This window comes from Bradyrhizobium sp. 154, assembly GCF_023073875.1.
GTDB lineage: Bacteria > Pseudomonadota > Alphaproteobacteria > Rhizobiales > Xanthobacteraceae > Bradyrhizobium.
Genome location: NZ_JADPKG010000085.1, coordinates 223,211 through 244,579, shown reverse-complemented (window position 1 = coordinate 244,579; position 21,369 = coordinate 223,211). Strand labels below are relative to the sequence as shown.

The window sequence follows — 21,369 nt, the reverse complement described above, 5'->3', positions numbered from 1 at the left end:
TATGGAAAGCCGTGTGCATTGAAAAGTGCCCGCACGGTTTGGGGGGAGGCGTAGGGACATCCTCGTCGAGGTGTCCCGCGCCTACCCTACCGAGACGCAGAGCGGCTCGGTTTCAACGAGAGCCCGGTGCGGCGGCAGCCGCACGCGCGCAAGCGAAAGAATCCGCCAATCGGAGGGCCGACATTTCCTTACGCGCACTCCTCTGCATTCCACAATCCTGATCTGGAGCATGGGAGAATGTTGTTCTTCTCACCTTCACCGGCGTCGCCTCTGGTTGCAAACTCGGCTTTGAATCGGCCGATCGCCTCAAGCATGTAGATAGAGGCGTCAGTTCACGGCTTGCTTATGCAACGAGGTGGTCGGGAATCACCGCATGGGTCGATAAGAGACCGGCCGATCATTTGCTCCGCGTCCACCACATTCCGACACCGTACAACGCTCGGACAGATTCAATGCAAGCTCACCGGCGAATCTGTGGGAAAGTCCATTGATGATGCATCTAGAGCAGTTGACTGCCTGCTAGCGGCGCCCCACTCCGCGAACGGAGATACCATTAGCTCCGCTTTCGGGGATTTCGCCGGTCAGAATTGGTTCTCGCCGAGAACTGCACGCTAGGCCTCTTTTTCGCGCGTTAATCTGGCCTATGCCCGCCACGGCGGCACTGCGCAGTAGAGCGGAAAAGTCTTTCATCGTAGAAGTTCGTTTTATGACCCACCGCGACTCTCGCTCCGCTGATCACGAGTCGAGCCCAATCTAGATCTTCCAGATCGGACGTCGTTGTTCAGTGAATTCGACTCTTGTTGGACCTAAGCGGCCCCATCAGTGAGATCAGACCGCCCACCTTCACGACGCACAGCGCTACCTGCTCGCTACCCACCCGCTGGAACCTGGCCAGCGATGATGAGAGCGGATATGGCGGCCGCCTACCTGGACTTTGAAGACACAGGCGAACTTGCGTGCGCGATCCGCCGAGGAGATGCGCCGCCACCGGTCAGCTGTCGTGGAACAGGACGGCTGCGGGAGCCAGTCTGGTCGAAGGCGACCATGGACCATTTCGCAGCACCTCTTGGAAGAAGAGACGCCAGGGAGCCGGAGGATCTCTTATGTCTGGTATGATGTCACTTGATGCGGCACCGAAGCTTCCGCGATATTGTCAACGAAAACTGTTGGCGAACAATACGGTGGCTTACTATTTCGCGCCGCCAACCTGGGCTCGTCGGCAGGGCTGCCATTTGAGGCCTGAAGCTTTAGGGAGCGATTATGCGGGTGCCGTCGAGCGGGTTGAAAAAGTCCTCTTGCCGGCATTCGAGAGTTGGCGCTCACGGGGTCTAAGTGACATGATGCCGGCCTCTCCCGAGCCCGGCACGTTCGATTGGCTGGTCGGCATCTACCAAGCTCACCAGAAGTGGGGCGAAATCGAAAGCACCACTCAGCGGCAGTACAAAAAGAGTCTCGCGCTCTTTGCCAATCACGAGCTGAAAGATGGAAGTCGCGTTGGGTCGAAGCAATTGTCCGATTTTACAAAGGCGTTCGTCGACGCAGTTTATCGAAAGCTGCTAGTCGTAACAAAAGTAGGCAAGAATGGAGAGGTCGTCGTCCGCGAGCGTCGTCGCTACGCAAATGTGGCCATGGCGAGCTGCCGGCGGGCCTGGTTCGTCGGGCAGCGCGCTCAAGAAAAAATGGTACCAGCGAGCAATCCATTTTCACGCATGGGATTAAGATCACGTGCGCCCGGCCAGCCGATACGGCCCACACCAACCGCAACTTGGGATGAACTCGTCGCGTTCAGGGCTGCCGCGAAAAGGCTCGACTATCGCTCCATCGCAACTGCTGCTTTGTTGTCATGGGAGTGGCTGCAGCGAGAGCAGCACGTGTTTGGCTCCTTCGACATGTCGCACTACCGTCCTAGCGAGCGGCCAAACAGCGTCAGGATCGTGCACCCGAAGAATGGAGAGGAAGCCTGGTGGCCACTGTTAGACGAAACGGGCGCCCCTCTCTTTCCTGAACTTATGGACGAGCTCGACGAGATGAAAAAGACCTCGCTCCCGGGGCTGGTATTCCGGCGTGACCATGCCCATCGTCGGTCGGTAACCCCGATTCCATGGATTACGCCACGCAAGGACCTGCGCTATCTGCGCAGCGTGGTGAAAAAGATCATCGCAGCGGCCGACCTTCGTCAGGAACTTTCCTTTACTTCCTTCCGGCACGGAGGCTTCACCGAAGGTGCCGATAGCGATCTCACGGACGCAGAGTTGCGTGCCGCAGGCCGTCATAGATCAAGCCGCCAACTGCCAACCTACGCCAAGCGCACCGGCAAACAGTTGATCACAGCCACAAAGAAGCGCCGCGAGCAGCGCAGAAGAGCGCTCCTTGTTGGACTAAACGCCGATCACTCCTCGGAATAAAGCTGCTTTGAAGGACCACAGCATCCAACCGTGCCCTGACATGATCGCCTATTTTCCGGTCCAAGATGGCAATCGCTTCTCGCTGAACGCCTTCAATCCCTCCTTGGCGTCCTCGGTCATCGCGAGCAGCGCGATCTGGCTTTCGGTGTAGGCGATGCTCTCGTCGAAAGACATCGATGCGATGGCGCGCATGGCGTATTTGCCGCGGCGGATCGCGGTCGGCGATTTGTCGACGATGCGGCCGATCAGCCAGTCGACCTTGGCGTCGAGTTCGGCCGTAGGCACGACGTAATTGAGGAGGCCCGCGGCCTGCGCCGCCTTGACATCGAACGGCTCACCCGTGAGCGCCCATTCGTTGACAAGCCGCGGCGGCGCGATCCTCTGCAGCAGGCTCAGGACCTGCATCGGGAACACGCCGACCTTCACCTCCGGCAGGCCGAAGATGACGTGATCGGCTGCAACCGCCATGTCGGTCATGCACAATAGGCCCATGCCGCCGGCCATGCAGACGCCGCCAACCCGCGCAATCGCAGGCTTGGTGGCGTTCTGTGACAAACGTAGCAGATCGGCATAGTCGACATTTGGTTTGGAATGATCCATCGCGAAAGCCGCGCCGGAATTCTGCAGGTCGGCGCCCGCGCAGAACGCCTTGTCGCCCGCGCCCGTCAGCACAATGACGCGGACGTCCTTGTCGTCATGCGCGTCGCGATAGCCTTTGCTGATGCCGGCGATGACATCGCCGTTCAGCGCGTTGCGCTTCTCCGGCCGGTTGATGGTGATCCAGAGAGCCTGCCCGCGCTTGTCAATGATGACGCCTGTGGTGTTGGTCATGACACACTCGCTTCCTTGGCCCGGTTTTGCTGCCATTTGCGGCAGCTCGGGCGCGAGGTGCAAGCGCAATCTGCAGCGAGGCGGAGCTTTAGCGCCTCGACACAAATTTAGAGAGCAATCGAAGCGAGAGCGTGCTTCAACCGGCCGCCTTCCTGATCCAGACCTTGTTGTCGTGGAATGCCGCCCCGCCAATCGGCGCGATGGTGTCCGCGCCCGTCAGCATGTTGATGCCGCGGCCGCCGATATGGCCCTTGTTCGGGTGAACGGATTCGGCGATCAGAACGGCGCGCCGCACGCCCTCGAATAGCGTTGCGACCAGCGTGGTCTCGCCGCGACTGTTGCCGAGCGTCACCGCATCGCCGTCGACGATGCCGAGCGCGGCTGCATCCAGCGGATGAATCATGACGCTGGCCCTGCCCTCGCGCGCCTGTGAGGACGGCGTCTCGTTGAAAGTGGTGTTGAGGAAGCTGCGCGAGGGGCTGGTCGCGAGGCGGAATGGATGGGCCTGATCCGTGTGCTCGATCACCGCCCAATGATCCGGCAGCGACGGCATCTTGTCGAAATCGCCCATCGTCTGACCGAAAGGCGGATGCGCCCAGTCGGCCTTGAAATGGAACTTTCCGTCGGCATGGGCGAAGCCGTCGAGATAATGCGAGGTGCGGAAATCGGGTTGCAGGTCGCGCCAGATATCAGCCTCCAAGCCGGCGATGTCGCCGTGATTGCTGAGCTTGAGCGTCGCGTCGATCAGTTCGCGGGGCGTCATGTCGAAACCCGGATGCTTCGCACCAAGCCGCGGCGCCAGCCCCTGCAACACCTCGTGATTGGAGCGGCATTCGCCGGGCGGGTCGATCAGCTTGGGCCCGACCGAGATGTGCTGATGGCCACCGCCGTAATAGAGATCGTCATGCTCCATGAACATGGTCGCCGGCAGCACGATGTCGGCCATCTCGGCGGTCTCGGTCATGAACTGCTCGTGCACCGCGACGAAAAGATCCTCGCGGGCAAAGCCCTGCCGTACCAGCGCCTGCTCCGGCGCCACCGTCATCGGGTTGGTGTTCTGGATCAGCATCGCCTTGACCGGGCCCCTGCCCTGCAGGGCTTCGGCATCGCCGGTGAGGATGCGGCCGATCTGCGACTGGTCGAGCGCGCGCGTGGTCTTGTCGATCGCATCGTGCCCTTCGATGATCGATTCGTTGAAATGCCAGAGCGCGTAATTGTTGAAGAAGGCGCCGCCGCCTTCATATTGCCAGGCGCCGGTCACGGCGGGAATGCAGAGCGCCGCATGCATCTGCGTCGCGCCGTTGCGCGAGCGGGTGAAGCCGTAACCGAGACGCAGGAAGGTCCGCTTGGTCTCGCCGACCGCCTTGGCAAAGGCCTCGATCTCGGCCACCGGCACGCCTGAGATGGCCGAGGCCCATTCGGGTGTGCGCGTCTTCAGATGCGCCTCGAGCTCATGAGGGCAATCGGTGTATTTGTCCATGTAGGCGCGGTCGGCATAGCCGTCGCGGAACAGGACATGCATCACGCCGCAGGCAAACGCGCCGTCGGTGCCGGGCCGCAGAATGATCTTGATATCAGCCTGCTTCATGGTCTCGTTGTCGTAGATGTCGACCGCAGCGATTCTGGCGCCGCGCTCCTTGCGCGCGCGCGAGGCGTGCGTCATCACGTTGACCTGGGTGTTGACGGGATTTGTGCCCCAGATCACGACGAGGTCGGACAGCGCCATCTCGCGCGGATCGACGCCGGCGATCTTGCCGGTGCCGATCGCGAACCCGATGCGCGCGACATTGGCGCAGATGGTCTGATAGAAGCGCGAATATTTCTTCACATGGGTGAGGCGATTGAGACCGTCGCGCATCACGAGGCCCATGGTGCCAGCGTAGTAATAGGGCCAGATCGATTCCGCGCCGAATTGGCGCTCCGCTTGATTGAAGCGATCGGCAATCTCATCCAGCGCCTCGTCCCAGGAGATCCGTGCGAATTGCCCAGAACCCTTCGGCCCAATGCGGCGCATCGGAAACGTCACCCGCTCGGGGTGATGAATGCGCTCGGCGTAGCGGGCGACCTTGGCGCAGACGACGCCGGCCGTATAGGTTTGCTGCTTCGAACCGCGGACGCGGCCGATGCTGCGGCCCTCGACCACCTCGACATCGAGGGCACAGGCCGAGGGACAATCATGCGGGCAGGTCGAATGGCGGATTTCGATCTTGGCGTGCTGGTTCATGTTCCAGTTCGTAACACCAAAATACCCGTCAGCCGAGGGCATTTATCCGGCAATGCCCATGCGATTTGCTCAGATCACGTGCGCTTCCGGTTCCTGCCGCGACTGCGAAGAGCGGCGCGGCCACACCGATACGGTCGCAATATTCCCGGCACGAGCGGCTTTGTGAGCCGTCGACAGTCCACATCCCCTGCCGCTACAGTGTCGGCCAACAAGAACGACATCAGGGAGGTGGGCATGAAAGCCCGAAGATCCATGCTGGCTCTGGCAGCCGGCGTGCTCGCCGCGTTCTCCGCGGCCTCCTCCTTGGCACAGGATTATCCCACCCGCTCGGTCCGCATCATCGTGCCCTTTGGCGCCGGCGGGCCTGCGGACGTCGCGGCCCGGCTGATCGGCAACGTGCTCCAGGAAAGCCTTGGCCAACCCTTCGTGATCGAGAACCGCACCGGCGCGGGCGGCGTCATCGGCACGGTCGAAGCGGCAAAGGCGGCCGCCGACGGCTACACGCTGTTGATGATGTCCAATACCCAGACCGCGAACGAATCCCTGCTGACGCCGGACAAGCGCAAATACGAGCTGATGCGCGATCTCGCGCCGATCGCGCCGGTGAACTCTTCCGATCTCGTCATCGTGGTGAATCCGCAAGTCGCAGCAAGGACGTTGCAGGAATTTATCGCGCTCGCCAGGGCGCAGCCAGGCAAACTGAACTACGCCTCCTCCGGCCAGGGCACGCCCTATCACATGGCCGGCGAGCTGTTCAAAGTCATGGCCGGCGTCGATATCGTCCATGTGCCTTATCGCAACAGTGGCGAGGCGCGCAGCGGCGTGATCGGCGGACAAGTGCAGATGATGATCGACGCCGTGCCGGCAATGGCGCCGAACATCGGTGAGAACCAAGTCCGCGCGCTCGCCACCACCGGCAAACAGCGCTCGGCCGTGCTGGCGAACGTGCCGACCGCGATCGAGGCCGGGGTGCCTGGCTACGAGGCGACGATCTGGCTCGGCCTGATGGCGCCGGCGGGGACGCCGAAGCCTGTCATCGACAAGCTCAATGCGGCCGTCAACGCAATGGTAAAGCGGCCCGACATCATCAGGCTCTGGACAGAACAAGGTGCCGTGCCCATGTCGATGACGTCGGAACAATTCGAAAAATTCCTGCGCGGCGACATCGAGAAATGGGCCGACATCGTCAAGAAGTTCGACAAGTCGTGAGGCCTTAGCGCGAGAATGCCTACCATTCAATTCCAGCTCAACGGCGCAGCGATGGCCGTGGATGTCGATCCTGACCAGATCCTGCTCGACGTGCTGCGCAGCCGGCTCGGTGTCAACAGTGCGCATTTCGGCTGCGGCGCCGGTGAGTGCGGCGCCTGTTACGTCATGGTCGACGGCCGCGCGATGGCTTCATGCGACATGCCGATCTGGTCGGTCGCGGGCAAGGACGTCGTCACGGTGGAAGGCCTTGGCACCGCGGAGAAGCCCCACCCGCTGCAACGCGCCTTCATCTGCGGACAGGCGATGCAATGCGGCTATTGCGTATCGGGGATTCTGATCAGCGCTGCGGCGCTGCTGAAGCGCAATCCGTCACCGACGGACGCCGAGGTTAAAGCCGCGCTGGACTGCAATCTGTGCCGCTGCGGATCGCACAACCGCATGGTCCGCGCCGTGCTGCGGGCAGCATCGGAGATGGCGACGTCATGAATGTGTCGTCTCCTGCCCCGAAGCTGTCGGCCAGCCTCGCAGCCAATCCAAGACTATCGTCCTGGGTGCGGTTCACCGCCGATGGCCGGGTAGCGATCTCGCCCGGCAAAGTGGAAATCGGCCAGGGCATTGTCACGGCGCTGGCGCAAATTGCGGCGGACGAGCTCGATCTCGATATCATCAGGATCGAGATGATCCGCGCCTCGACGGCAATGAGCCCGAACGAAGGCGTCACCTCGGGCAGCCTGTCGATCCAGCAATCCGGCCGCGCACTGCGCCACGCCTGCGCCGAGGTGCGCCAGCGCTTCCTCACTGCTGCATCGGAGCGCTTCGGCGTCGATGCGGCGCTGCTGCGTATCGATGACGGCACGATCTCGGGACCGGGCAATGTCAGCACCAGCTATTGGGAGCTGGCTGGCGAGGTCTCGCTGGACCACGACGTCACCGCGGTCGCGACAGCGAAAAGCGCCACCGAGCGTCTCGTCGCCGGACATTCCGTCCAGCGCCTCGACATTCCCGACAAGGTGTTCGCGCGGCCGCGCTTCATCCACGACTGGGCACTGCCGGGCCTGCTGCACGGACGCGTGCTGCGGCCGGAGGTTTCAGGGGCCAGATTGACTGCGCTCAATGAGGAGGCTGCGCGCGCTGTCCCCGCTCTCGTCACGATCGTTCGCGACGGCGGCTTTGCCGGCGTGGTTGCTGACAGCGAGGCAGCGGCGGAAGCCGCTCTGAAAGCCTTACGCAAGGGCGCGACTTGGTCGGCCGGCGATGCGCTGCCCGATGAAGATGATTTGACGGGCTTCCTAAGAAGCCAGCCGGTCGAGACCACCATCATCGAGATCAGGACCGCAGCGGCGACGAACAAGCCGGCCCAAACCCTGCGCCGCCAATACACCCGCCCCTACATCGCACACGGCTCGATCGCGCCGTCCTGCGCCATGGCGCAATGGGATGGCGATCGCGTCCATGTCTGGACCCACAGCCAGGGCGTCTATCTGCTGCGCGCCGATCTCGCGATCGTGCTGAAGCTGCCGGCCGGGAACATCGTCGTCGAGCACATGGAGGGCGCCGGCTGCTACGGACACAACGCGGCCGACGACGTCGCGCTCGACGCCGTGCTGCTGGCAAAGGCTGCCGTCGGCCATCCGGTGCGGGTGCAATGGTCGCGCCATGACGAGATGTCCCATGCGCCGTTCGGTGCGGCCATGGCTATCGAGATCGAGGCCGATGTCGACGCCGAAAACGAGATCGTCGGCTGGCGTCATACCATCTGGAGCAACGGTCACGCGGCGCGGCCGGGGCGCGCGGCGCAGCCGGCGCTGCTTGCCGCGACTGAGATCGCAAACCCGTACCCGCGCATGATCTCGTCCAACCCGCCGGCCGCCAATGGCGGCGGCGCTGATCGCAACTCCGTTCCACTCTATGACCTCCCGGCCTGGACGATCACGAGCCACCGATTGCTGACGATGCCGGTACGCACCTCGGCGCTGCGGACCCTCGGCGCACAAGGCAATGTGTTCGCCATCGAATCCCTGCTCGACGAGATCGCCGCCCTGCGCGGCGAGGACCCGATCGCATTCCGTTTGCGCCATCTGCGCGACGAGCGCGCCAAGGACGTCATCCGCGCCGCTGCGCAACGCGCGGCGTGGAAACCGCAGAAGCGAACCGGCATCGGTCACGGCGTCGGCTTTGCGCGCTATAAGAACATGGGAGCCTACTGCGCCGCGATTGCCGAAATCGAAGGCACCGACGACATCCGCGTGAAGCGGCTGACGCTTGCCGTCGACGTTGGCGAAGCCATCAATCCGGACGGCGTCATCAACCAGATCGAGGGCGGCGCGATCCAGGCAACGAGCTGGGTGCTGAAGGAGCGTGTCCGCTTCGAGCGGGCGCGAATTACATCGACGTCCTGGACCGACTATCCGATCCTGAGATTCAGCGAAGTGCCGGCAGTGGATGTCGAGCTCATCCAGCGGCCGGAGACCGAGCCAGTTGGCGCCGGTGAGGCCGCGCACGGCCCGGTGACGGCCGCGATCGCCAATGCGGTCTACGACTGCCTCGGCGTGCGTGTGCGCGACCTGCCAATCACGCGCGACAGGATCATTGCAGCTGCGGAGCTTGCATCGTGACGACAGTGAACATTTTGAGCGGCGGCGCAGCGCAAGGGCTGGTGCGCGGCCTCACCGACGCCTTTAAGGCGCAGACCGGCTTCGGCATTGACGGCGAATTTGGCGCGGTCGGTATCATGGCCGACAAGTTGCGCGCGGGAAAACCTGCGGACCTCGTGATCCTGACGCAAGCCCTTCTTGCAAAGCTCACCGGGGAAAAGCTTGTCACGGCCTCCTCGATCGCTGATATCGGCCAAGTCGAGACTGCACTGGCGGTCCGCAACCGAGATCCCGGGGTGACGGTGAGGACCGAATCCGATCTGCGTCAAGTCTTACGCAGCGCCGATGCGATCTACGTCCCCGATACCAAGGCTTCGACGGCGGGACAGCATGTCGCCAAGGTGCTGGATCAGCTCGGCATTGGCTATGAGGTCGCGTCTCGCCTCATGATCTTTCCGAACGGCGCGACTGCGATGCGGGAGCTCGCGGCGTCCACCGCGCAAAGGCCGATCGGCTGCACGCAAGCGACCGAGATAATCGCAACCGACGGCATCGCGCTATCGGGATCGCTGCCGCCGGGCTGCGAGCTCGTGACGATGTATACGGCCGGCGCGACAGCGCGGGCCGCGTATCCAAAGGAGGCGGCCGCGCTGATCGCCCTGCTGACTGGCGAAGAGCAGAAGGAGCTGCGCCGGCGCGTGGGCTTTACCGGCTAGATGCAGATGGCCGCCTATTTGTGCAGCTGGGTAAGGCCTGTCGGTGGGCCGTCCACGGCCGTCCAGCCGCCGTCGATGAACATCGTGCTGCCGCTGACATAACTCGCGGCGTCCGAGGCGAGATAGGCCACCGCGGTGGCGACCTCGTCGGCGCTGCTCCAGCGGTTGAACACGGTGTGGCCGGCGTAGAGATTGTAGATGTCAGGCCGCTGCTTGAACGGGCCGGTCAACGCGGTCTCGGCGATGCTCGGCGCGATCGCATTGACGCGCACGCCGGCATGCCCGACCTCGGAGGCAAAGCCCTTCACCAGAAGGCCGATCGCCGCCTTGGTCGAGCCATAGACGCCGAGGCCCGGCTCGATCGTGACTGCGCGCACCGAGGAGCAGGCGATGATGCTGCCGCCCTTCTGCTCGACCATGATGCGGCCAAAGGCCTGGAAGAACCAGACCGTGCCTTTGACGTTGAGGTTCAGGACGCGATCGAGATCCTCCTCGGTATAGTCAAGGATGGTCTTGCGGATATTGAGCCCGGGCGTCGTGACGGCGATGTCGAGCCGCGGAAACTTCTGCATCACGGTTTTGGCCAGCGCCTTGACGTCCGCGGCGCTTGCGGCGTCGCAGCTAGCTGCTTCCGCCCAGCCGCCCTTGTCGCGAATGCCGGCGGCGGTCGCTTCCGCCGCATCAAACGCGCGATCGGCGCAAACGACGCGGGCACCGAGCCCGGCCAGCGCCTCGGCCGACGACTTGCCGATGCCGGATGCGGCGCCGAGAACGACTGCGGTCTTGCCGGTGAGATCGAAAAGCTTGCGATAGTCCGTCACTGATAGCTTCTCCCTGATGCTGCTATCCCTTGTAGCCCATCAGCAGGCGGGGCAGCCACAGCGAGAACGCAGGGACGTAGGTCACGAACATCAGTGCTGCGATCAGGGCGGCATAGAACGGCAGGATGGTGCGCATCACCGCGCCGACCGAGATGCCGCCGATGGCGCAGCCCACGAACTGCGTCGTTCCGACCGGTGGCGTGTTCAGCCCCAGCGCGCAATTGATCAGCATCAGCATGCCGAACTGCACCGGATCCATGCCCGCCTTCATCGCGATCGGCAGGAAGATCGGGGTGCAGATCAGGATGGTCGCGGCCATGTCCATGAACGTGCCGAGCACGAACAGGATGACGTTGATGAGCAGGAAGATGACCCAGGGTTGGGTCGAGACCTTGCTCATCATCGCGCCGGCGAGATCGGCGACTTCATACAGCCCCATCAGGTACTGGAACATGGTGGAGACGCCGATCAGCAACAGCACCACGCCGGTCGTCTTCACAGCCTTGGCCGCGGCGCGCAGGAAGTTGCCCCAGGTCATGGTGCGGTAGATGAAGAACGTCAGCAGGATCGTGTAGGTGACCGCGACGGCTGCCGATTCAGTGGCCGTGAAGACGCCGGACAGGATGCCCGCCAGGATGATGCCGACGATCAGAAGGCCAGGCAGCGCGGCGGCGAGCGAGCGGAAGACCTCGGCCCAGCCCGGAAACTTGCCGGCCGGATAGCCGCGCTTCACCGCGACCGCGTAGGCGGCGACCAGCATGCACACCATCAGCACCAGCGCCGGCAGCAGGCCAGCGGCGATCAGCGCGCCGATCGAGACCTTGCCGCCGGCCGCGAGGGCATAGATGATCATGTTGTGGCTGGTCGGCATCAAGGCTCCGACCAGCGAGGCATGGGTGGTGACGTTGACGGCGTAGTCGGTGTCGAAACCCTCCTTCTTCATCATCGGGATCATCACCGCGCCCATCGCCGACACGTCGGCCACTGGCGAGCCGGAGACGCCGCCGAACAGCGTGCAGGCGACAACGTTGGACATGCCGAGCCCGCCGCGGATGTGCCCGACGAGGTTCTTGGCGAGCTGCACGATCTTGTCGGCGACGCCGCCATGCAGCATCAGCTCACCGCTGAAGACGAAGAACGGAATGGCGAGGAACGAGAAGATGTTCATCCCCGACATCATCTGCTGGAAGATGACGGCAACCGGCAGACCTTCGTACAAGATGGTGCAGATCGCCGAGAGGCCAATCGCGAAGGCGACGGGGACGCCGAGGATCAGGAAGCCGAAGAACGTGGCGCCGAGGATGATCAGTTCCATGAGGGGACGACCTCTTCGCCGCGCAGGAGAGCAACGATGTGCTCGATTGAAAAGGAGACGATCAGGACACCGGAGGCGATCAGCGGCACGTAACGGATCACCTCGGGCAGGCCGAGATTGGGGATCTTCACCGTTCCAACCGACGCCCCCAGGATCCAGCCGTTATAGGCCATCGCAATGCCGAACACGGCCACCAGGACGTGGATCACGAGCTCGATCTTTTCCCGGATGTAATCCGGAAGCATCACAAGCAGACTGTCCATGCCGATGTGTCCGGCATCGCGCACACCGACAGCGGCGCCGATCAAGGTGACATACAGGATCAGAACCAGCGCGAGGTTCTCCGTCCAGGTCGGGCTCGAATTGAGCACGTAACGCCCGAACACCTGATAGAACACGATGATGACGATGCCGAGCAGGCCGGTCACGGACAGATACATGCCCGCGCGCGCGACGGGAGCATTGATCCGCGACAGCAAGCCGGTGGACGGGCGTCCGGCGACCGCCTCGTGGCTTGCGACGTGTGGATCTGTCATCCCGTGCCTCCCCGCGAGGGTCCGGCGTCGCAACGCAGGGCGACTCCGGACCCGGCACCGCTGTGCTTACTTCGTGTCCTGGATGCGCTTGACGAGGCTCTGGAGCTTCTCGTCGCCGGCGAACTTCGTATACACCGGCTTCATCGCGTCGACGAATTCCGCCTTGTTGGCGATGGTCACGACCTGAACGCCGGCCGCCTCGACCGTCTTGCGGGAGGCCTGCTCGCGCTCGTCCCAGAGCTTGCGCATGACAGGCACCGATTCCTTGGCCGCCTTGCGGACCATCGCCTGATCTTCCTTGCTCAGCGTGTCCCAGACCTTCTTCGACATCACGAGAACTTCCGGCGCCAGCGAGTGCTCGGTGACGTTGTAGAACTTGGCGGCCTCGAAATGGCGCGAGGACTCATAGGACGGCCAGTTGTTCTCGGCAGCGTCCACGAGGCCGGTCTTGAGCGCGGTATAGACCTCGCCATAAGGCATCGGCGTCGGGTTGGCCCCGAGGCTCTGGATCATGCCGACCCATAGATCGGATTGCTGGACGCGGATCTTCAGGCCCTTGAGGTCGGCGAGCGACTTGACCGGTGCCTTAACGGTGTAGATGGACCGGGCGCCGCTATCGTAATAGGCAAGTCCGACCAGTCCCGCCGGCTCCATCGCCGCCAGGATCTCATCGCCGATGGGACCGTCAAGGACGGTGCGCATGTGCTTCGTGTCGCGGAAGACGAAAGGCAGGCACAACGCGATGGTTTCCGGCACGAAATTGTTCAGCGGCGATGCATTGATCCGCATCATGTCGAGAGCGCCGATCTTGAGCTGCTCGATGGTATCCTTCTCGGAGCCCAGGGCTCCGTTGGGAAACACCTTCACGCCGAGCTTGCCGCCGCTCGCCGCCGCGAGCTGCTTGCCCATGAACTTGACGGCCTCGACGGTCGGATAATCGACGGGGTGGATGTCGGCGGAGCGGAAATCGCGTGCGGTCGCCAGGGGCGCTGAGACCGCCAAGGCAACGGCTGTGATGATACCGGTGAGCGTCTTCATCTGGGCTTTCCTCCTGGTCGATTGAGTTGATTATGTCGTTGTCGGCCGGCTGCGGGCCGCCTTGGGTCGCTCCACTTCAGGTGTGAAGTCAAGCGCCAATGTCGTCCGTAGGGCGGGCGGCATTCTGAGTCCAAGCCAAATCCAGCATTGATCAATGCAAGACTTGCATCGATCAATTTCTGGCGCAATTCGCATTATGGTGGGGTACGGTGGGCTGGCTCGACGTCGCCGGCACGTGACTTGACGCCGCCTACCGAGCCCCCTCAACATGTTCGAAACAGCGGACCATATCGAGGGAAATGCCCATGCCGCGGAAGCTGATCGATATCTCAGTGCCGCTCCGAAACGACGTGACTGCCGATCCGCCAGGCAACCATCCGACGATCCAGTACATCGATCACCAACAGGGGCTGCCGCGCATGCTGCAGTTCTTCGATGGCCTCAAGGCGGAAGACCTTCCGGATGGCCAGGGCTGGGCCGTCGAGCAGGTCGCGCTGTCGACCCATAACGGGACGCATCTCGATGCGCCCTGGCACTTCCATCCGACCATGAACCGCGGCGAACGGTCGTGGACGATCGACGAAGTGCCGCTGGAATGGTGCTTTCAACCCGGCGTGAAGCTCGACTTCCGGCATCTGCCCGATGGCTATGCGGCGAGCGCCGACGATGTCGAGAAGGAGCTGAAACGGATCGGACACACGCTGTCGCCGCTGGAGATCGTGGTCGTCAACACCAGCGCCGGCGCGAAATTCGGCCAAGCCGATTACGTCAATTCCGGCTGCGGCATGGGCTATGAGGCCACGATGTACCTGCTCGAACGCGGCGTCCGCCTGACCGGCACCGATGGCTGGAGCTGGGACGCGCCGTTCGTCTACACCGCGAAGAAATATGCCGAAACAAGGGATGCCGGCCTGATCTGGGAAGGCCACAAGGCAGGGCGGCACATCGGCTATTGCCATCTCGAGAAGCTGCACAACCTCGATCAATTGCCCTCGACCGGCTTCACGGTCTCATGCTTCCCGGTCAAGATCGAACGCGCCTCCGCCGGTTGGACCCGCGCGGTCGCCATCCTCGACGATCAGGTCTGAGATATCACTCGCCGGAGAGGCCGCTCTCCGCGAGTTCGCGCAGCGCATCGATATCCAGCACGACGATGGCGCCGTGCTCGAGACGAACCCAATTACGGCCGGCCCAGGCGCGCAATTGCTTGTTGATGCTCTCGCGCGTCATGCCCACCATCTCGCTGATCTCCTGCTGGGTGATCGCGAGTGTGCCGCTGCCGGAGTCGAACTTGCGCTCCTCGGTGAGACCGATCAGCGCGCTGGCAAGCCGGCCCGGCAGGTTCTGCAGGATCACCTGCTCGACCTGCTGGCTGGTCCAGCGCAGGCGCGCGCAGAGCAGCTCGATGAATTTCATCGCCAGCGCCGGCTGGCTCTTCACGAATGGCAGGAAATCCCGGCGATCGATGATGTAGAGCTCGCAATTGGTGTTCGCGGTCGCATCGGCCGACCTCGGCGCGCCGTCGAGCACCGCGATCTCGCCGAAGATCTCTCCGGGACCGATCAGATTGAGAATGGCATTCCGCCCATCCGGCGACGAAGAGGAGATCTTCACCGTTCCCGAAATCACCGCGAACAGATTGTTGCCGGGATCGCCCTTGGCGGCGATCGTCGCACCGCGCTTCACGGTTGTGTGCTTGGCATAGCGGCAGAGCTGATCGAGCGCCTCCGGCTCCAGATCCGCGAAGATCGGGTGCTTGCGCAGAACCGATAGCTTGTTGCCCGCTGACTGTCGGGGGTCGCCGGTCTTGTCCTGAGGCACGCCACGGGGCTCCTAAGACTGCGAGGCATCGAGGTTCCTGCGTAGTCAACGTTATCAGGCTTTTCAACCGGAAAGCATGGGCGCGGTTTTAGGCAAATGCCGCGAAAATGCCCCGGCTAGGCGAAAGGGCAGCAACCGAAGGATGCGTCCATGCATTTAGATCGCTGCAAAATTGCAGGCAGTGCAAGTCGCGATTGCGTTGAGGCGCTGCCGAACGCCCGATACCGGTCGGGCATCGGTTGGCCAACGGGTCTGTCACATCTCGGGCTGAAGCCCCTCCTAGCGGGTAAGCTCAGAGCTTCAGCCTGACTTCGCAGATATCAGGTTCGGTCGGATCCGGCTTGACCGCGAAGCCGAGCTGGCGGCACATCTCGAGCATCACGATGTTCTCTTGGAGCACGTCGCCCGATATGGTCTTGAGCCCTTCCGACTTCGCGTAGTCGATGATCAGCTGCATCAGGGCCCATCCTAATCCCCTGCCCTTGAGGTCGGACCGCAGCAGGATGGCATATTCGCCGCTTTCGTAGATCGAGTCCGAGTGGAGCCGGACGACGCCGACCATCTCACCGGTCTCCTCGGCGAATGCGATGAAGGCCATCGCACGCGCATAGTCGAGCTGCGTCAGGCGCGCGATGAACTCGTGGGTGAACTCCTTCATCGGCGCGAAGAAGCGCAGGCGGAGGTCGTGCGGCGTGACGTGACGCAGGAATTCGTGGATGGTCGGCTCGTCCTCGGGGCGCAAGGGCCGCACGAAGATACGCCAGCCGTCCTTCAGTACCAGGCGGCGCTCCCATTGCGATGGATAGGCCCGAACGGCGAAATTGGCCGGGCCGGAGCCGGCGAACTTCCGCTGCGGCGGCGCCACGGCGACGCGAGCATCGACCGCAGTGACACCGGTTTCGTCCGCGAGTAGCGGGTTGATGTCGAATTCGCGGATTTCGGGAATGTCAGCGGCCATCTGCGCCAGCTTGACCAGCACCATGGCGACGGCATCCGGCTTCACTGCCGGTACGTCTCGGTAGGCGCGAAGCAGCCGCGACACGCGCGTGCGATCGATCAGGTCGCGGGCGAGTTGCAGGTCCAGCGGCGGAAGCGCAAGCGCCTTGTCGTTGATGATCTCCACAGCCGTCCCGCCCCGGCCGAAGACGACGACGGTGCCGAAGGTGGGGTCATCGGCAAGACCGAGGATCAGCTCGCGCGCCTTCGCCTTGACCACCATCGCTTGCACGATGACGCCGCCGATGCGGGCTTCGGGACGCAGTTTTCTGGCCCGGTCGAGAATATCGGTGGCAGCCGCGCGCACCGCATCCGGCGTGGTCAGATTGAGAACGACGCCGCCGACATCCGATTTGTGGACGATGTCACGCGACATGATTTTCAGCACGACAGTCAGGCCTTGCGCGAACATGTCGCTCGCATAGGCCACCGCCTGCTCGACATTGGTCGCAGCATAGGTCGGCACCATCGCGATGTCGTAGGTTTCGAGCAGGTGCTTGATCTCGACCGGCTCGAGCCATTTGCGGCCGTCGGCGATCGCAGCAGTGACGATCCGCTTCGCGGCCGGCGCGTCCGGCACGAACGTATCGGGCATCGCCGGCGGAACCTGGCTCAGCTCCTCCACCACCTCGCGGTGCCGGACCAGATGCATGAAGCCGCGCACGGCATCGTCCTCGGTCGGGTAGTTCGGAATGCCCCCGCCGGAGAGCGTCCGAATGATGTCTTGATCGGCTCCGACCCAGGCGGCAAGGACGGGCTTTGCCCACTGGCGGTGCTGCTCGCGGTATTTTCCGACGAGCTCCGTCACGGTCGTGGCGATGTCGGCCGCTGAGGCGATCGCCGTCTGCACGTTGAGGACGAGCACGGCATCATTGTCGGGATCGGCGAGCAGCACCTCCAGCGCCGCCGCGTAGCGCGAGGCGTCGGCGTCGCCCACGATGTCGACGGGATTTGCACCGGACCAGGTCGGCGGCAGCACGTCATCGAGCTTCTTGCGAGCGTCCGCCGAGATCGACGCCGGGATTCCGCCAAGCTCGACCAATCGATCGATGGCAAGCACGCCGATGCCACCGCCATTGGTCAGGATAGCAAGGCGCTTGCCCGTCGGGGATTCAACGCGGCCGAGCGTCTCGGCGCAATCGAACAGCTCGCGCAGATCGGAGACCCGCAGCACGCCCGCGCGGCGGAACGCCGCGTCATAGACGGCGTCGGCGCCGGCGAGCGCGCCGGTATGCGTGGCCGCGGCCTTCGCCCCCTGCGCCATCCGGCCGGACTTCACCAGGACGACCGGTTTCACGCGCGCGGCGGCGCGCGCCGCCGACATGAACTTGCGAGCGTCCTTGATAGCTTCGATATAGAGCAGGATTGCGCGGGTCTTGTGATCCATCGCGAAATAGTCCAGCAAATCGGCAAGGTCGACATCGATCTGATCGCCGATCGAGACAATGCCGGAGAAACCCACGCCACGCTGCGCCGCCCAATCGACCATGCCGGCCGCGATCGCCCCCGATTGCGAGATCAGCGCGAGACTTCCCGCGCCTGGCATGTGTGCTGCGAAGCTGGCATTGAGGCTCACTCCAGGCATCATGATGCCGAGACAATTTGGACCAATCAGCCGCATGCCGTATTTGCGGGCAGCAGTGATAGCAGCCTCGTGGAGGGATCCCGGTCCGTGGCCGAGCCCGGCCGAGACGATCAGCGCGCCCGCCGACCCGCGGCGTCCGGCCTGGTCGATGATGCCGGGAACTTCCCGCGCCGGCGCAGTAATGATCACGAGCTCGGGGACGAAGTCCAACCTGTCCAGATTCTTCACCGCGGCTATGCCGCCGATCTCGGCGTGACGTGGATTGACCAGGCCGAATTCCCCTTTGAATTCTGCGCAGCGGATGTTCTCCAGGACGGCGCGTCCCACGGAGACTGGGCGGGGACTCGCGCCGACCAGCGCGAGGGAACGCGGCGACAGCAGATTCTTGAGGCGGTAGGTCGACATGAAAGCAAATGCGCCCGGTCGCTGGCGGTTCCGATGGTGGAAGATCGGGCCGCAAACTGTTCAGCTTAGTGCGAGATCATAACCCAGCAGGGTGGCTGGCCAATGACGGCCTTTATCACACCGCCCCTAACGATCTCGTTCAGACGCGAATGATGACAGATCGCTTTTCCTTGACCGCCAGAGTAGTCCGGCTTTCGTCGCGACGCTTGATCTCCGTCAAGCGCGGTACCGGCAGCTTGGAGGGATGTTGACCAAAGTCAAGGACTGGCCACCATCTCGTTCCAGAGGGTAACCTGATTGCGGCCGGACTGCCGTCCGACGCATCTGGATGTGCCAGCAGGAATGACAGACGAGTCCGCGACCCAGGACCGGATCTTTGCGGCTCTCACCAATTCCGCCACGCATCCGGGTGTGAGGCGGATCGATACGCACGCAGCTTCGGTGTTTCTCGACGGCGACCGCGCGCTGAAGATCAAGCGGGCCGTGCAGTTTCCGTTCCTCGACTATTCGACTCTCGACAAGCGCAAGGCGGCCTGCGAGGAGGAGATCAGGATCAACCGGCCGCTGGCGCCGCAGATCTATCATCGCGTCGTGGCGATCACGCAGGACCCGGATGGGTCGGTGCAGATCGGCGGCCCCGGCCGGCCGATCGAGTATGCGGTCGACATGTCGCGCTTCGACGAAAGCCAAACGCTGGATCATCTGGCCAAGGCCGGCCCGCTGGACAACGATCTAGCCTCGGCCGCCGCCGACGCGATCGTGGCTTCGCATGCGGCGGCAGGCCACTCCGATGGCAGGGCGTGGATTTCCTCCATCCCTGGTCTGATCGATGGCAACAGCAATGGCCTGGGAAAAGATAATCGTTTTGACGCCGAAGAAATCGCGCAGCTCGGCAGAGCCTCGCACGCGATGTTCCTGCGCCTCCGCACCTTGCTTGAAGCGCGCAGCCACCGCGGCTTCGTGCGGCGTTGCCACGGCGACCTGCATCTTGCGAACATCGTCTTGATCGGCGAACAGCCGGTCCTGTTCGACGCCATCGAGTTCGATGCGCAGATGGCAACAGTCGACGTGCTCTACGATCTCGCATTCACGCTGATGGACCTGTTGCACCATGATCAAGCACGCGCGGCCAACGTTGTCTTGAACCGATATCTCGCTGCGACGCCAAACGACAATCTCGACGCGCTCTCCGTCTTGCCGCTGTTCATGTCGATCCGGGCGGCGATCCGCGCTCAGGTGGCGCTGGCACGGCTGAAGCTGCCGCGTTCTGATGATGCCGGCATCCTTGACGATGCACGGCGCTATTTCGGCCTCGCCCGGGCGGTGATCCACCCCCCAGCTCCGCGGCTGATTGCCGTCGGGGGACTGTCCGGCACCGGAAAGACGGTTATGGCGCGCGCGCTCGCACCGGTCGTCGCGCCACAGCCGGGGGCGATCGTGCTGCGCAGCGACATCGTCCGCAAGCAGATGTTCGGAGTCAAGGACACGCAGCGACTGCCACCATTCGCATACACGCCAGAGGTCACGGCCCGCGTCTACGACACCTTGGCTCAGTACGCCCGGCGCGTGCTGGCGCAAGGCCATTCGGCGATCATCGACGGCGTATTCGCCGCCGAGGGCGAACGAGACGCGATCGCCGCACTGGCGCGCGAGCGCAACGTGCCGCTGAACGGTTTTTTCCTCGTCGCCGACCTCGCGACCCGGCAGGCGCGCATCGGAAGCCGCCGGGGAGATGCATCCGACGCCACGCAAGAGGTTGCCGCGCAGCAAGAGCGCTATAATATCGGTCATGTCGGTTGGGCAACCATCGATGCATCCGGTACACAGGAGCAAACGCTCCAGAGCTGCCGGGACGCAATCGCTGAGGGCAAATAAAGGCAATCTGATTGACGCGGGCAAGGATGGCGCGACCCAGCACGACCTCGACGGCCGCCCGCGCAATGCCGGCAACACGGCGCAATGCCCTGCCCGGCCGCCTCAGCTCCGGCATGGCCTGCGACACGGCGTTTCGGATCATCGCACGCCGTCACCTTGATGCCGTCCTCGCCCAGCACGACGGCACCTGCCGCGGCGATCCTGATGCCCTGCACCAGATCCGGATCGCGCTGACACATCTGCGCACCGCCATCCGCTTCTTCTCGCCGATGCTCGACGACGCGCTGCGGCCGACTGTCTGGGCCGAGCTGAAATGGCTCAACAGCCAGCTCGGCATGGTGCGTGACCTCGACGTGGCGATCGAGCGGGTCGTCGCCGAAAGTGGCGACGAGCTCGCCGTGATCGCCGAGCTCCAGCACTGGGACGAGAAGCGCGCCGAGAGCCACCGCCTGCTGGCGCGCGCGCTGCAATCCGCACGCTATCGCCGCCTGGTCGAGCAGACCTCGGCCTGGATCGAGAGCGGCCCGTGGTCGACGCGGCGCAGCAAGGAAGCCATCAGATTGCGTCGCTGCTCGCTCGCCGACCATGCGACAGCGCGATTGACCGAGTGGGAGACGACGCTGCTCAAGAAAGCGCGAAAGCTGGGCAAGCTCGACGTCGAGAAGCGGCACAAGCTGCGGCTGCTCAATAAGCGGATGACCTATTCGGTCGAATCGCTGGCGGATCTGTTCACCGACGGGGCGGCGACGAAGCAGAAGTCCATCCTCAAGCAATTGCGCAAGGCGCAAAGATCTCTCGGGCAACTGAATGATGATGCGCGAGGGCAAACGCTGGCGGCGTCGCTGAATGATGTCGGCTTCGAGGCCGGCACTCGCTTCCTCGACCGCAAACGGGAAAAGAAGCTGTTGCGAACCGCCGCGGCGGCCTACCGCAAACTGGACAGAGCCAAGCCCTTCCGCTCCTCCGACCTCGCGCCGAACGCAGAGCCTGAGAATTAG

The 21,369-nt window shown here is 63.4% G+C and carries 16 protein-coding genes and 1 pseudogene; 8 read left to right on the top strand and 9 right to left on the bottom strand.

Annotated features, from left to right (window positions below; all coding sequences use genetic code 11):
• Positions 1 to 1,103: 1,103 nt before the first annotated feature.
• Positions 1,104 to 2,405: a hypothetical protein gene (locus IVA92_RS20800; protein ID WP_247280625.1), complete on the top strand. Its 1,302-nt coding sequence runs from the start codon at positions 1,104 to 1,106 to the stop codon at positions 2,403 to 2,405.
• Between the two features lie 48 nt (positions 2,406 to 2,453).
• Here the strand turns inward: IVA92_RS20800 and IVA92_RS20795 are convergent, their stop codons facing one another.
• Both IVA92_RS20795 and IVA92_RS20790 read right to left on the bottom strand, forming a co-directional pair.
• A complete protein-coding gene (locus IVA92_RS20795) occupies positions 2,454 to 3,236 on the bottom strand; it encodes an enoyl-CoA hydratase/isomerase family protein (RefSeq protein ID WP_247280624.1) in 783 nt (260 codons plus the stop codon).
• Between the two features lie 136 nt (positions 3,237 to 3,372).
• Positions 3,373 to 5,460 carry a molybdopterin oxidoreductase family protein gene (locus IVA92_RS20790; protein WP_247280623.1) on the bottom strand — a complete coding sequence of 696 codons (2,088 nt, stop codon included), beginning with the start codon at positions 5,458 to 5,460 and terminating at the stop codon, positions 3,373 to 3,375.
• A 234-nt stretch (positions 5,461 to 5,694) separates the two neighbouring features.
• Here IVA92_RS20790 and IVA92_RS20785 point away from each other — a divergent pair, with 234 nt between their 5' ends.
• Genes IVA92_RS20785 through IVA92_RS20770 form a run of 4 tightly spaced genes read left to right on the top strand, consistent with a single transcriptional unit; the run spans position 5,695 to position 9,979 of the window.
• Positions 5,695 to 6,669 (top strand): tripartite tricarboxylate transporter substrate binding protein, encoded by a 975-nt coding sequence (locus tag IVA92_RS20785; protein WP_247280622.1) that lies wholly within the window; start codon positions 5,695 to 5,697, stop codon positions 6,667 to 6,669.
• 15 nt (positions 6,670 to 6,684) lie between these two features.
• On the top strand, positions 6,685 to 7,155 hold the full coding sequence (locus IVA92_RS20780) for a (2Fe-2S)-binding protein (protein WP_247280621.1): 471 nt from the start codon (positions 6,685 to 6,687) through the stop codon (positions 7,153 to 7,155).
• Complete coding sequence (locus tag IVA92_RS20775; protein WP_247280620.1) at positions 7,152 to 9,284, top strand: molybdopterin cofactor-binding domain-containing protein; 2,133 nt, start codon at positions 7,152 to 7,154, stop codon at positions 9,282 to 9,284. Before IVA92_RS20780 ends, IVA92_RS20775 begins: the two co-directional genes overlap by 4 nt.
• Positions 9,281 to 9,979, top strand: a complete 699-nt coding sequence (locus IVA92_RS20770; RefSeq protein ID WP_247280619.1) for a substrate-binding domain-containing protein — start codon at positions 9,281 to 9,283, stop codon at positions 9,977 to 9,979. Before IVA92_RS20775 ends, IVA92_RS20770 begins: the two co-directional genes overlap by 4 nt.
• A gap of 14 nt (positions 9,980 to 9,993) precedes the next feature.
• On the opposite strand, the gene IVA92_RS20765 is transcribed toward IVA92_RS20770, so the two are convergent.
• The 4 genes from IVA92_RS20765 to IVA92_RS20750 form a co-directional block, all read right to left on the bottom strand.
• Complete coding sequence (locus IVA92_RS20765; RefSeq protein WP_247280618.1) at positions 9,994 to 10,800, bottom strand: SDR family oxidoreductase; 807 nt, start codon at positions 10,798 to 10,800, stop codon at positions 9,994 to 9,996.
• A gap of 22 nt (positions 10,801 to 10,822) precedes the next feature.
• A complete protein-coding gene (locus IVA92_RS20760) occupies positions 10,823 to 12,115 on the bottom strand; it encodes a TRAP transporter large permease (protein ID WP_247280617.1) in 1,293 nt (430 codons plus the stop codon).
• A complete protein-coding gene (locus tag IVA92_RS20755; protein ID WP_247280616.1) occupies positions 12,106 to 12,651 on the bottom strand; it encodes a TRAP transporter small permease in 546 nt (181 codons plus the stop codon). The genes IVA92_RS20760 and IVA92_RS20755 overlap by 10 nt, the downstream gene beginning before the upstream one ends.
• Positions 12,652 to 12,717: 66 nt before the next feature.
• Positions 12,718 to 13,689, bottom strand: coding sequence for a TRAP transporter substrate-binding protein (locus tag IVA92_RS20750; protein ID WP_247280615.1), 972 nt, complete (start codon positions 13,687 to 13,689; stop codon positions 12,718 to 12,720).
• A gap of 305 nt (positions 13,690 to 13,994) precedes the next feature.
• On the opposite strand from IVA92_RS20750, the gene IVA92_RS20745 reads away from it, so the two are divergent.
• The gene (locus IVA92_RS20745) at positions 13,995 to 14,777 is read left to right on the top strand and encodes a cyclase family protein (RefSeq protein ID WP_247280614.1); all 783 of its coding nucleotides are present in this window, start codon (positions 13,995 to 13,997) and stop codon (positions 14,775 to 14,777) included.
• Positions 14,778 to 14,781: 4 nt separating this feature from the next.
• On the opposite strand, the gene IVA92_RS20740 is transcribed toward IVA92_RS20745, so the two are convergent.
• The 3 genes and pseudogenes from IVA92_RS20740 to IVA92_RS20730 form a co-directional block, all read right to left on the bottom strand.
• Positions 14,782 to 15,510 (bottom strand): Crp/Fnr family transcriptional regulator, encoded by a 729-nt coding sequence (locus IVA92_RS20740; RefSeq protein ID WP_247280613.1) that lies wholly within the window; start codon positions 15,508 to 15,510, stop codon positions 14,782 to 14,784.
• 292 nt (positions 15,511 to 15,802) lie between these two features.
• Positions 15,803 to 18,496, bottom strand: coding sequence for a bifunctional acetate--CoA ligase family protein/GNAT family N-acetyltransferase (locus IVA92_RS20735; protein ID WP_247280612.1), 2,694 nt, complete (start codon positions 18,494 to 18,496; stop codon positions 15,803 to 15,805).
• 65 nt (positions 18,497 to 18,561) lie between these two features.
• A pseudogene (locus tag IVA92_RS20730) lies at positions 18,562 to 18,651 on the bottom strand (universal stress protein); the annotation flags it as partial.
• A gap of 187 nt (positions 18,652 to 18,838) precedes the next feature.
• Between IVA92_RS20730 and IVA92_RS20725 the strand changes: the two are divergent.
• Positions 18,839 to 20,371 (top strand): bifunctional aminoglycoside phosphotransferase/ATP-binding protein, encoded by a 1,533-nt coding sequence (locus IVA92_RS20725; RefSeq protein WP_247280636.1) that lies wholly within the window; start codon positions 18,839 to 18,841, stop codon positions 20,369 to 20,371.
• A gap of 26 nt (positions 20,372 to 20,397) precedes the next feature.
• On the top strand, positions 20,398 to 21,369 hold the full coding sequence (locus IVA92_RS20720) for a CHAD domain-containing protein (protein WP_247280611.1): 972 nt from the start codon (positions 20,398 to 20,400) through the stop codon (positions 21,367 to 21,369).